Here is a 13,111-nt window from a genome sequence, read left to right as displayed (position 1 = left end):
GTGGAATATAATCGTCAATAAAAAGGCAGGTTTTATGCCTGCCTTATCTCAAACTCGTTATTTATAAAGAGATGGTTTATTTGAACCACTTAGGACAGGCACAATAAAGAGTAACCAAGCGACTAAGAAGCCACTGAAGGCCACGACCATCCATTCGGGCATCGTTACACCCATAAAGACCCAAGGTACATCAGTACACATGCCAGTAGGCATCATAACGGCAGGGAACCATTCGTGTAATGGCATCCAAGCTGGAAATTCAGGTAAGAATGAGCAGGTTGAAAAAGGGGATGGGTTGGCTTGCATATCTACGAGCGATAAGGCTAGTTTTAATCCCCAAGTTGCACTGATGGCCCAGAGCACGGCAGCTAAGATCCTGACGATTCGATATTTGGGTGCTGTCATGCCAATGAGGCCTGCTGCCAATAAACCAAAAATAGCGAGTCTTTGGTAAATACACATGACACAGGGTTCCAGTTTCATGACATATTGAAAATACAGGGCGGCTGCTTCTAACCCAAGGGCTGTGCCTGCGAGAATAAACCAAGATGAACGGGAATGGGCAAAGCGAGTCATTACAGTCAAAGTGAGCTCCATATCAACAAAAAACGCCCTCAGACATGGGGCGTTTTTTGGACTCTACTTATTAAATAAAGTTCAGTCAATAAAGAAGATTAATGTCCAGTCATCGGCTCTAAAACTTCACTAGCGCTGTGATGGATGATTATCTGGGAATCATAGAAATATTGGGTGGCTTGTTCTAAGAAACCCGTTTGAATCGCCATGACACCTACAATAGACAGCACGATAGTGTAAGGCAATGCCATCCATACCATTCTGCCATAGGATAAGCGGATAAGTGGTGCTAGGGCAGAGGTTAGTAGGAACAAGAACGCCGCTTGACCATTGGGTGTGGCAACCGAAGGTAAGTTAGTTCCAGTATTAATCGCAACGGCCAGCAAGTCGAATTGATCACGGCTGATTTGACCGTTAATCAATGCCGCTTTCACTTCGTTAATGTACACTGTGCCGACGAACACGTTATCACTCACCATAGACAGCAATCCGTTGGCGATATAGAAAATCACCAACTGAGTATTGCCTTGATAACTCAGTGCCCATTGGATCACTGGTGCGAATAAGTGCTGGTCGATAATTACGCCAACAACCGCAAAGAAGACAGCTAATAACGCGGTAAAAGGCAGTGCTTCTTCGAAAGCTTTACCGAGGGCATGCTCATCGGTAACGCCGTTAAAGGCTGTGGTTAAAATAATCACAGAAAGACCAATTAGGCCCACAGAAGCCAAGTGTAATGCAAGTCCTGCGATCAACCAGACACCCACTAAGGCTTGGACGATTAACTTCATGTTGTCTTTATTGGTACGGCGCGCATCTTCATGGGCGGCATATTCACATAAGATCCGATGAACGGCCGTTGGCAACTTAGCGCCATAACCAAAAATGCCAAATTTTTCAACTAAGTAACAAGTTAAGATACCCGAGATTAATACAGGAACAGTAACGGGTGACATACGCACGGCGAATTCACCAAATTGCCAATTTGCTTGCGCGGCGATAATAAGGTTTTGTGGTTCACCGACCATAGTACACACGCCGCCCAGCGCAGTACCCACACCCGCATGCATTAACAGATTACGTAGGAAACCACGGAATGCACTGAGTTCTTCTTCATTTAACTGATCTTCACCATCATCATTTTTACCTTCAGAGGTATGATCGTGATCGGCGCCGAAATCTTTTCCAGAAGCGACCTTGTGGTAAATAGAATAGAAACCCACAGCGACCGCGATAATGACGGCAATAACCGTTAACGCATCTAAGAAGGCTGATAAAAAGGCTGAAGCCAAACAAAACATTAATGACACTAAAATTTTAGAGCGCACTTTAGTAATGATTTTTGTGAAGCCAAATAGCAGCAATTGCTTCATGAAATATATACCAGCGACCATAAACACCAAGAGTAATAATACTTCGAGGTTGGCTTCTATTTCATGTAAGACTTGGCTTGCCGATGTCATTCCGATCGCGACGGCTTCAATTGCCAATAATCCGCCAGGCTGTAATGGATAGCATTTTAATGCCATTGCTAAGGTAAAAATAAATTCTAGAACCAATACCCAACCAGCCACAAAGGGGTCGACATAGAAAAAGAGTATTGGATTGATAATTAAAAATGACAGTATTGCGGTTTTGTACCACTTAGGAGAATTTCCTAAGAAGTTCCCAATAAACGCCTGACTCATTGTCGCCGGCATGGCAGCCTCTCTTCTAATTATGTTAAAAATTGCACGTGATTATTATCAATACCTGCGTTAGTTAAATGAGTCTAGCCTAAAGAGAAAGCTAATGTAATGAGTTACTGATACCGACATTTCAAAAAGCGGAGCTAAGCGGCAAAATTGGCCCATCCTGTATTGACCTTGGTCGTTTTTTTGAACGATTCTGTGACATTTACACGGCGATAACACAGTGATTTTAAGTGAATGGTTTCCATTTTTTACCGCTCTGGTATGATCAGTGACCATTACGACGCACAACAACTGGATAAGTGGGCTGATGATTATCAATGCCAAAGGACCTGCAAGTTTTGCAGAGAAGTATATTGTGAGATCAATTTGGGAAAACAAATTTCCTCCAGGGTCCATTTTACCGGCTGAACGTGAGCTTTCAGAATTGATTGGTGTGACTCGCACCACTCTGCGTGAGGTGCTACAGCGCTTGGCGCGTGACGGTTGGTTGAAAATTCAGCATGGCAAACCAACACGGGTTAACAACTTTTGGGAAACTTCAGGCTTAAATATCCTTGAGACTATTGCTGATTTGAATCCCGAGGGTTTTCCGGTATTGGTTGACCAACTCTTGTCAGCTAGAACGAACGTCAGTGCTATCTATTTTCGTGGTGCTTTGCGTTATAACCCGGATACCGCTGTGGAGGTACTTGCAAAGATTCACCAGCTTGAAGATACGGCTGAATCCTATGCTGAATTTGACTACTTACTGCATCACACCTTAGCGTTTTCGTCTGGAAATCCACTTTACGTTTTGATATTAAACGGATTTAAAGGTTTGTATAGTCGAGTTGGTCGTTATTACTTTACCAGCTCAGATGCGCGTTTATTAGCATTGAACTTTTACAAAGAATTAGAACTGTTGGCTCAGGCGAAAAATTACCTCGATGTCTCTGCGCTAATGCGTACCTATGGCATGAATAGCGGTAAGATGTGGTTACAATTACGCGAAGATATGCCAGCTTCTATTGCTCAAGATCATTAATCTCTGTGAGTGATATTGCGTTAAGATAGCGCTAAATAAACAAAAAGGCCGTTTCAATTGGAAACGGCCTTTTTATTGTGCTTATTATTCTGGTTTATTGGCTTCAGGGCAGGATGCTAAGACGCTAATACTCGCATCTGCATTTTTTTGCTCTAAGGTGACAGTGAAACCCCATAATCGATGTAAATGCTTTAATACTTCTTTATGGCTATTGGCTAAGGGAATATCGTTATTTGGCACATAATGTAAGGTTAAGGATCGATCACCGTTGATTTCCACATTATGTACTTGGATATTTGGCTCAATATTAGACAGGTTATATTGTTGTGATAGTAACTGGCGAATATCTTGATAGCCCCGTTCATCGTGGATCGCGGATACCGAAAGATAATTGCGTTTCTCATCATCATGGATACCAAACAATTTAAATTGGCGGATAACTTTAGGTGAGAGATATTGGCTAATAAAACTTTCATCTTTAAAGTTTTGCATCGCAAAGTGTAAGGTTTCAATCCAATCGCTGCCAGCAATGTCGGGAAACCAAGCTTTATCTTCATCGGTTGGATTTTCACAAATACGCCGAATATCGGTGAACATGGCAAAACCTAAGGCGTATGGGTTGATGCCACTGTAATAACGACTGTTGTAATCGGGTTGGGCCACAACGCCTGTATGACTTTGCAAAAACTCGATCATGAAGCGGTCAGTGACCACGCCATCGTCGTACAAGTGATTCAAGATAGTGTAATGCCAGAAGGTTGCCCAGCCTTCATTCATGACTTGAGTTTGTTTTTGCGGATAAAAATATTGCGCCATTTTACGCACAATACGGATTATTTCCCTTTGCCATGGTTCAAGCAAAGGAGCGTTTTTTTCGATAAAATATAAAATATTTTCCTGCGGTTCGGCGGGGAAACGACGTTTTTTAGATTGAGACTGCTCATGTTGATGGGTCGGAATGGTGCGCCATAAATCATTTACTTGGCTTTGAAGGTAAGCCTCGCGATCCTTTTGTCTTGCTTGTTCTTCCCTGAATGAGATTTCAGAGGGACGTTTATAACGATCGACACCATAGTTCATTAGCGCATGACAGGAGTCTATGACGCTTTCGACTTGTTCTACACCGTATTTTTGCTCGCAGTCACTGATGTAGTTTTTAGCAAAGACAAGGTAGTCAATAATCGAGCTCGCATCTGTCCATGTCTTAAATAAGTAATTGTTTTTAAAAAAGCTGTTATGTCCGAAACAGGCGTGAGCTATCACCAGCGCCTGCATTGTGATGGTGTTTTCTTCCATTAAGTAAGCGATACAGGGGTTAGAGTTAATTACAATTTCATAGGCGAGCCCCATTTGGCCACGTTTGTAACCTTGCTCGGTTTCGATAAAACGTTTGCCGAAAGACCAATGGGTGTAACCTATGGGCATGCCTATGCCAGCATAAGCATCCATCATCTGTTCAGCAGTGATGACTTCAATTTGATTTGGGTAAGTGCTGAGTTTATAGAGCGCTGCCACCCGCTCAATTTCCTTGAGGTAGTCTTGCAGTAGCTCGAAGCTCCAGTCGGGACCATCGCTCAGTGGTGTCCAAGATGTTGATTTAGTTATCCCCATAGTGCCCCCTTAAACCGCTTGTTTCTTGAATAGCTCCCTAAAGACAGGGTAAATATCTTCGGCTTGACGTATATGCTGCACGGCGATGTTGTCGTAATGCTGTTGCAGGGATTCATATTCGCGCCACAGGGTTTGATGGGCGCGATTGGTGATTTCGATATAGCTGTAGTAGCGCACGAGTGGCAATATTTTTTGTTCTAACAATTGCCTACAGGTAGGTGAATCGTCAGCCCAGTTATCACCGTCGGATGCTTGGGCTGCGTAAATATTCCACTCATCGGCGGGGTAGCGGGCTTGTTGAATTTCATGCATTAATTTCAATGCACTGGACACTATGGTGCCGCCTGTTTCTTGCGAGTAAAAGAACTCGTGTTCATCGACTTCTTTGGCTTGGGTATGGTGGCGAATGTAAACCACTTCTAAATTTTTATAGGTACGGGTGAGGAACAGATACAGCAAGATATAGAAGCGTTTTGCCATATCTTTAGTTGCCTGATCCATAGAACCAGACACATCCATTAAACAGAACATCACAGCTTGACTAGAAGGGATTTCCCTTTTGGAATAGTTATTAAAGCGCAGATCGAAAGTATCGATAAACGGCACTCTAGCAATCTTTCGTTTTAACTCCTCAATTTGAGCTTTTAAATCCAAAATCAACTCTGCCTTAGTACCTGGAATATTTTCCAGTTCAGCAAGCTCTTGTTCTAACTCTTTTAATAGTTTCTTTTTACTGGCCGACATCGCAATGCGACGAGCAAGGGATGAACGTAATGAACGGACAATATTGATGTTAGCGGGGACGCCATCATTGGTGAACCCAGCACGGTAGATTTGGTATTCCACCAGTTTATTGAGGCGATTTTTTTGTAGATTGGGGAGTTCTAAGTCCTCAAACAATAACTCTAGATACTCGTCTTTAGAGATTTCGAACACAAAGTCATCGTCGCCTTCACCCGAGTTTGAGGCCTCACCTTTGCCCGAACCGCCGCCTGAACCACCAGGTGGTCGGTCAATTTTATCGCCACGGGTAAATTGGTCATTACCGGGATGCACTCTATCCCTGACACCGCCTTTGCCTTGGTGAAACATAGGTTCACTGATATCCCGTGTTGGGATACTGATTTTTTCGCCTTTATCTACATCCGTTACGCTGCGACGAGTCACTGCATCGCTGACGGCTTTTTTAATTTGTTGCTTATATCTATTGATAAAGCGTTGGCGGTTGACTGTGCTTTTTCCTTTCGCATTCAACCGTCTATCGATAAAGTTCGCCATACGCACCTCCCAAAACCCAGCGAAGGCTTTGGCAACACCAAAGCCCTGTACTTAGTTAGCGCAAGTTTAAGAAGATTTACGAACTCGTAAATACCACTCAGACAAGAGTCGGACTTGTTTTTTGGTATAGCCTTTCTCCATCATGCGATTGACGAAATCATCGTGTTTGCGTTGATCGTCGTTCGACGTTTTGGCGTTAAAGGAAATAACAGGCAGTAAATCTTCTGTGTTGGAGAACATTTTCTTCTCGATCACAGTGCGAAGTTTCTCGTAGCTGGTCCATAGCGGATTGTTACCCTCATGGTTCGCGCGGGCGCGCAGCACAAAGTTAACGATTTCATTACGGAAATCTTTAGGATTGCTGATCCCCGCGGGCTTCTCAATCTTCTCAAGTTCAGCATTGAGGGCGGCGCGGTCGAATAGCTGACCTGTTTCTGGGTCGCGGTATTCTTGATCTTGGATCCAAAAATCGGCGTAAGTGACATAGCGGTCGAAGATATTTTGGCCGTATTCAGAGTAAGACTCTAAGTAAGCGGTTTGAATTTCTTTACCGATAAACTCCACATATTTAGGGATCAAATAACCTTTTAGGAATTCAAGATAACGTTCGGCGGTATCACCGGGGAACTGTTCTTGTTCAATTTGTCGTTCGAGGACATAGAATAAATGTACTGGGTTGGCTGCGATCTCTGAATGGTCGAAGTTAAATACCCGCGACAAAATCTTAAAGGCAAAACGGGTGGATAGTCCATTCATGCCTTCATCGACACCTGCGTAATCACGGTATTCTTGGTAAGACTTAGCCTTAGGATCGGTATCTTTGAGGCTTTCACCGTCATATACCCGCATCTTAGAGTAGATGGAGGAGTTTTCAGGCGGCTTGATGCGTGACAACACACTAAATTGCGCTAAGGTTTCTAAGGTGCCGGGAGCGCAGGGCGCTTTCGATAACTCAGAGTTGATTAGCAATTTTTGATAGATTTGCAGCTCCTCTGAGACCCGTAAACAGTAGGGCACTTTGACTATGTAAACACGGTCGAGGAAGGCTTCGTTGTTTTTGTTATTTTTGAAGGTTGACCATTCGGACTCGTTTGAGTGAGCCAGAATAATCCCGCTATAGGGCAAGGCCGATAAGCCTTCTGTGCCGTTATAGTTACCTTCTTGCGTCGCAGTCAGTAGTGGATGCAGCACTTTAATTGGTGCCTTAAACATCTCGACGAATTCCATCACCCCTTGGTTTGCACGGCACAATGCGCCTGAATAGGCGTAAGCATCGGGATCATCTTGGGAGAAATGTTCGAGTTGCCGAATATCGACTTTACCGACAAGGGACGAAATATCTTGGTTGTTTTCATCACCAGGTTCAGTTTTCGCTATTGCCACTTGGTCCAGAATGGATGGAAAGACTTTTACCACGCGAAATTTGGAGATATCGCCACCAAACTCATGCAGACGTTTTACCGCCCAAGGCGACATGATAGTTTTCAGATAACGGTTGGGAATGTTGAATTCATCTTTTAACAGCTGTCCATCTTCTTCCACATCAAACAGGCAGAAGGGGTGATCGTTGACTGGGCTGCGGACTCCATTCGCGCTCAGAATGTAAATGGGCACTTTTTGCATTAGGGCTTTGAGTTTTTCGGCTAGTGATGACTTACCGCCGCCCACTGGGCCCAGTAGGTATAGAATTTGTTTGGATTCTTCTAATCCTTGAGCCGAGTGCTTTAGGTAAGCCACAATTTGCTCTATGGCGTCTTCCATGCCGAAGAAATCTTTAAATGCGGGATAGCGTGAAATAAGTCGATTCGAAAAAATACGGCTAAGTGTTGGATTTTTTGCGGTATCAATGACTTCTGCTTCACCAATTGCAAGCAGTAGTCGCTCTGATGCTGACATGTAAGCGCTGCGATCTCCCTTGCAGATGTCCAGAAACTCCTGCAAAGAATATTCTTCATCGAGTTTTTGTTCGTAGCGCTTTTGGTAATGCTCGAAAATGCCCATATAAACCCCCTGAAACGCCAGTGATGTCATGGAACGGATAACTGGCTAGCCAGCCTCCTACTCTAATCTTAGACACAAACTCACTATCTGTGTCAAAAAAATATCAAATAAAAACAATAACAAATAGTTGCAAACGCAATTATTGCACTTGTAGTTAGCGGAGGATAAATCGGTGGGATAAGGGATGGGCGGCAAACGAGGGGCATAAAAAAAGAGCCACTAGGGCTCTTTTTACTGGGATTAACCCACTGCTCATTCGGCAGTAAACTACGTTAGGTTAAATGAATTAACCTGCGAAGTTTTGGTTAACGAAGTCCCAGTTAACTAATTGCCAGAAGTGGGCAAGGTAGTCAGGACGCACGTTACGGTAATCGATGTAGTAAGCGTGTTCCCACACGTCAACTGTCATGATTGGCGTTACTGTGCTGTCAGTCAGTGGTGTCGCTGCATTGCTAGTGTTAACGATAGCAAGAGTGCCATCGGCTTTTTTCACTAACCATGTCCAAGCGCTACCGAAATTGTTTACTGCTGAATCAGTAAATTGCGCTTTGAATGCGTCGAATGAACCGAAAGCGGCATTGATTGCATCAGCAACTGGGCCTGTTGGTTCGCCGCCAGCATTAGGGGCTAAGCAGTTCCAGTAGAAAGTGTGGTTCCACACTTGAGCTGCGTTGTTAAATACGCCACCGGTAGAAGTCTTGATGATATCTTCTAAAGATTTGCCAGCGAAATCAGTTCCTTCGATTAAGCCGTTTAGCTTCACAACATAAGTGTTGTGGTGCTTGCCGTAGTGGTATTCTATGGTTTCTTGAGAAATGTGTGGTTCTAGTGCGTTCTTTGCATATGGTAATGCGGGTAATTCGAAAGCCATTAGTATCTCTCCATGGTCTTAGGTTATCGTTTCTTAAACGTGCTCACTTAGGACTATTGTACCGATAAAATTTGTGATGTGAATCATTGTTTAGCTAATTGACTAGATAGACGCCATCGAAAAATCAAATGTCGACATAACCTTACAAACTGTGGGATTTTGTTCTGCGTCTAGCTGACGTACAATAGTCGCATTGAGTCAATGTCATCCTACTTAGGAATCAAAATGGAAACAGTAGAGAAAATTAAGCAACAGATCACGGAAAACCCTATCATTGTTTATATGAAAGGTTCTCCAAAGTTGCCTAGCTGTGGCTTCTCGTCACAGGTCGCTCAGATCATGATTAACTGCGGTGAGCAGTTTGCATTCGTGGATATTCTTCAGCATCCAGACATTCGCGCAGAATTACCTAAGTTTGCTAACTGGCCGACTTTCCCACAATTGTGGATTGAAGGTGAGTTGATTGGTGGCTGTGATATCGTCGTGGACATGTTCCAAAAAGGCGAATTACAACCTTTGATTAAAGCTGCTGCCGCTAAGATCAAGACTGAGGAGTAAGAGTTAATTCTTACTTCATAAAAATATTGCTTCATAAAAAAGCCGCCGTGATTGATATCACGGCGGCTTTTTTATGGTGGTTTCTTAAGAAGCGATCAATTTTATAAAGTGGTAATTTTTCAACGACCTACTTCGAAATTGATCGTGTCTTCAAGCCGTAATTAATGAGGCGTTACATCAGACTCGTGGTGTTTATTGTGTGGCTTAGTCGCGGGTAATAGTAAGTTCATGGTAATTGCGACAATACCGCACAAGCTAATACCAGTCAGACTGAATGAACCTATGCCAAATGCCATGCCGCCGATACCAAAGACTAAGGTAACACCGACAATACTTAAATTACGTGGCTCTGATAAATCCACATGATTACGAATAAGGGTGTTGAGGCCAACTGCGGCAATGGAACCAAATAGCAAACACATGATACCGCCCATCACGGGGACGGGGATAGTTTGCATCAGCGCACCTAGTTTGCCAACGAAGGCTAAAGTGATAGCGGTAATGGCAGTCCAAGTCATGATCTTAGGATCAAAATTTCGGGTTAAGGTTACTGCACCTGTCACTTCTGAGTAAGTTGTGTTCGGTGGACCACCAAAGGCTGCGGCTGCAATTGTGGCAATCCCGTCACCCGTTAGCGTGCGATGCAGGCCGGGTTTTTTCATAAAATCTTTACCCGTGACGTTGGATATCGCCAGAATATCACCTATATGTTCTACCGCAGGGGCGATTGCCACTGGGATCATAAATGCGATGGCATACCAGTTTAATTCTGGCGCGACAAATTTAGGAATAGCAATCCAGCTTGCAGCGGTCACGACGGCAAAATCAACAATACCAAAGGCTAGGCTTAAGCTGTAACCTACTATAATACCTGCTAAAATCGGCATCACCTTGAGTAGGCCCTTTGCGAAAATCGCCACCGCGATAGTGGTGCCAAGCGATGCGAGCGAAATAAATAACGCCGTATTTGTAGCGACTAAAGTCAAGCTACCATCACCACTCTTGCCTAATGCCATATTCACCGCCACGGGGGCTAAGCCAAGACCGATAATAATGATCACGGGTCCCACTACGACTGGGGGCAATAGTTTGTGGATAAAGTCAGTGCCGCGCACTTTAACTAAAGCGCCGAGCATGACGTAGACCACGCCCGCGGCCATAATGCCGCCCATTGTGGATGGAATTCCCCAAGTTTGCACGCCATAAAGTATGGGGGCAATAAAGGCGAAGGAAGATGCGAGGAAGATAGGCACTTGGCGTTTAGTAATCAATTGGAAGAGTAGGGTACCGATACCTGCGGTAAACAATGCCACACTGGTATCGAGCCCTGTGAGTAGCGGCATTAGCACTAGGGCACCGAAGGCCACAAATAGCATTTGCGCGCCCTGTAGGGGGATAGCGAGTCGTCTCATTTATTATTCTCGTTAATTTAGGGTAAACCGCCAAATGATAACAGTTTGTTGGATTTTGAGCAGAAGAAAATCGCCTGTTTTGCTGACGTTGATCACTGTTTGGGTTTTCTGTGCTATGGCAGGCACGGAAATGGGGCTAAATTTTGGCAAGACTCGCTTAAGGCGCTAACTATGGTACAATTTGCCTCATCTGACGCTACTTCAACTACTCAAAGATGCTGAAATTCCTATTGAAGCCGAGCTTAATTGCATTTCTATATTGTCTGTTCACGATTAATAGCGTCAATGCTGTTGAGGTGAGTAAATTAGATGAGGCCAATGTGCCTGTGTCTTCGCGCGCAGTTGCTGAACGCGACAAAGCCTTAAAAAGTGCACTTGAGCAAGTCATTATCAAGAACACTGGGACGGCGCGATCCCTCGATAACAGCCTAATCCAATCTCAGCTCAGTAATCCTGATACCTTGCTGAGCCAGTATGGTTATATCGAGCAAAATGGCCAATTGCTGTTGACCGCGAGTTTTGAGCACCGCCGCATAGTGGCGTTACTGCGTCAGGCACAATTGCCTGTTTGGGGAACTCAACGCCCGCTGACCTTATTTTGGGTCGCTATGCCTGGTGATGGCGACACTATGATATTGGGTGACTCATCTGCGTTAGCCGAACGTAAGATTTTTAGCGATTTTTCCTATGCCCGCGGTATACCTGTACTCCTGCCTATCTTAGATCTTGATGAGTTGATGGGTATTAATCCTAACGATATTAAAGGGATGTTTGCCGACATCGTGGCGAGTGTATCTGGCCGCTATCAAGCTGACTTTTTGGCGCTAGTGGCAATTGATGCCGCCGGCAATCAGGTTCGTTATCGTTTAAATCTTTATACTAAGGCTACCATTGACTCTTTGACGCCACCGTTATTCAGTTATAACGGTACTGCTGAAAATTCGGCCCAAGCGATTACCGCTATGATGGCAGCGTTAGGTGAATATTATTTTACTAAGTATGCGATTGCTGATACTGGTACTCAGCTTGGTGCGAGTGTTACCTTCGTTAATATCCAAAAAATGGCGCAATTAGTTGAAGTTGAAAAATATTTGAAGCAACTCAGCGCGATTAAAAATGCCACGTTAACGCATATTCAAGGTAATACAGTGACTTTTTCGTTAGATTTATTCGGCTCAGAGACGGATTTACAACGCTTATTAAGCTTAGAGCCGCGTATTTCTGTGGTCGCACCTGTGAGTGCAGGTGAATTTAGCCCTGTCTCTAATCAAACTGGCAAACCTGTGTATGAATGGCGTTTACATTAAGATGTTATCGGCCGTGCTTAGTTAAGCACGGCATTGTTTTTATTTAATATTGAGAAGACCGAGTGCCCTTAAACTCACCTCTGCAACTCTCGTTACCTGTGCATTTGCCAGACGACGAAACCTTTAATAGTTATTACCCCGCCGCGGGTAATGATGAACTTATTCAAAAATTGAGAGCGAATGCCGAAGGGCATGGTGAAGCCGCCATCTATTTGTGGGGCCCAGTTAAATCGGGTCGAACCCATTTAATGCACGCTGCTTGCGCGCACGCTAATGAAGTGGAGCGTCGCAGCTTTTATATTCCCTTAGGCATACATGCGAGTATTTCGACCGCATTGCTTGAAGGCCTAGAACAGTTGGATTTGGTTTGTATCGATGATGTCGATGCCATCGCCGGCCACCCCGTTTGGGAAGAGGCGATTTTTGATCTCTACAATCGCGTCGCAGAAAATAAGAATTGCGCCTTAGTAGTCAGCGGCAGCTCGTCTCCTGCGGATGCTGGGTTCCTCTTGCCAGATCTTGTTTCACGTATGCAATGGGGGTTGAATTACCAACTGCAACCCATGGCAGATGATGAAAAACTTGCTGCACTGCAACGCCGCGCCGCTATGCGTGGCCTGCAATTACCGGAAGATGTCGGGCGTTTTTTACTGAACCGTATGGCGCGGGATTTGCGGACCTTGTTTGATGTATTGGATAAGTTAGATAAAGCCTCATTAGTGCATCAGCGTAAGCTCACGATTCCGTTTGCCAAAGATATGCTGCACCTTTAGATACAG

At 44.3% G+C, this 13,111-nt stretch carries 11 protein-coding genes; 4 read left to right on the top strand and 7 right to left on the bottom strand.

The genetic code is table 11. From position 1 onward, the window contains the following. Positions 1 to 57 precede the first annotated feature (57 nt). Together dsbB and nhaB are read right to left on the bottom strand one after the other, a co-directional pair. Entirely contained in the window at positions 58 to 585 is a 528-nt protein-coding gene (dsbB, locus tag L5M37_RS01340) for a disulfide bond formation protein DsbB (RefSeq protein WP_028760323.1), read from the bottom strand. A gap of 89 nt (positions 586 to 674) precedes the next feature. Beyond that, positions 675 to 2,276 (bottom strand): sodium/proton antiporter NhaB, encoded by a 1,602-nt coding sequence (nhaB, locus tag L5M37_RS01335; protein WP_028760322.1) that lies wholly within the window; start codon positions 2,274 to 2,276, stop codon positions 675 to 677. 301 nt (positions 2,277 to 2,577) lie between these two features. Here nhaB and fadR point away from each other — a divergent pair, with 301 nt between their 5' ends. Beyond that, positions 2,578 to 3,294: a fatty acid metabolism transcriptional regulator FadR gene (gene fadR / locus L5M37_RS01330; protein WP_028760321.1), complete on the top strand. Its 717-nt coding sequence runs from the start codon at positions 2,578 to 2,580 to the stop codon at positions 3,292 to 3,294. An 84-nt stretch (positions 3,295 to 3,378) separates the two neighbouring features. On the opposite strand, the gene L5M37_RS01325 is transcribed toward fadR, so the two are convergent. The 4 genes from L5M37_RS01325 to sodB all read right to left on the bottom strand — a co-directional run bounded on the left by L5M37_RS01325 (position 3,379) and on the right by sodB (position 9,055). After that, entirely contained in the window at positions 3,379 to 4,905 is a 1,527-nt protein-coding gene (locus L5M37_RS01325; protein ID WP_198572694.1) for a SpoVR family protein, read from the bottom strand. Positions 4,906 to 4,914: 9 nt separating this feature from the next. Next, complete coding sequence (locus L5M37_RS01320) at positions 4,915 to 6,183, bottom strand: YeaH/YhbH family protein (protein ID WP_263199106.1); 1,269 nt, start codon at positions 6,181 to 6,183, stop codon at positions 4,915 to 4,917. Positions 6,184 to 6,249: 66 nt separating this feature from the next. Next, entirely contained in the window at positions 6,250 to 8,184 is a 1,935-nt protein-coding gene (locus L5M37_RS01315) for a PrkA family serine protein kinase (protein ID WP_131523897.1), read from the bottom strand. Between the two features lie 286 nt (positions 8,185 to 8,470). Further along, complete coding sequence (gene sodB, locus L5M37_RS01310) at positions 8,471 to 9,055, bottom strand: superoxide dismutase [Fe] (protein ID WP_028760317.1); 585 nt, start codon at positions 9,053 to 9,055, stop codon at positions 8,471 to 8,473. Positions 9,056 to 9,280: 225 nt separating this feature from the next. Between sodB and grxD the strand changes: the two genes are divergently transcribed. Then, a complete protein-coding gene (gene grxD, locus L5M37_RS01305) occupies positions 9,281 to 9,613 on the top strand; it encodes a Grx4 family monothiol glutaredoxin (protein WP_011846572.1) in 333 nt (110 codons plus the stop codon). Between the two features lie 161 nt (positions 9,614 to 9,774). Here the strand turns inward: grxD and L5M37_RS01300 are convergent, their stop codons facing one another. Next, positions 9,775 to 11,025, bottom strand: coding sequence for a uracil-xanthine permease family protein (locus tag L5M37_RS01300; RefSeq protein ID WP_263144613.1), 1,251 nt, complete (start codon positions 11,023 to 11,025; stop codon positions 9,775 to 9,777). Between the two features lie 215 nt (positions 11,026 to 11,240). On the opposite strand from L5M37_RS01300, the gene L5M37_RS01295 reads away from it, so the two are divergent. Continuing rightward, a complete protein-coding gene (locus tag L5M37_RS01295) occupies positions 11,241 to 12,332 on the top strand; it encodes a DUF2066 domain-containing protein (RefSeq protein ID WP_105252829.1) in 1,092 nt (363 codons plus the stop codon). A 62-nt stretch (positions 12,333 to 12,394) separates the two neighbouring features. Then, complete coding sequence (hda, locus tag L5M37_RS01290; RefSeq protein ID WP_263199103.1) at positions 12,395 to 13,105, top strand: DnaA inactivator Hda; 711 nt, start codon at positions 12,395 to 12,397, stop codon at positions 13,103 to 13,105. Positions 13,106 to 13,111: the final 6 nt, after the last annotated feature.

Source organism: Shewanella sp. SM69 (genome assembly GCF_025653985.1).
Classification (GTDB): domain Bacteria; phylum Pseudomonadota; class Gammaproteobacteria; order Enterobacterales; family Shewanellaceae; genus Shewanella; species Shewanella oncorhynchi.
This window is presented reverse-complemented; position numbering and strand designations above follow the sequence as displayed.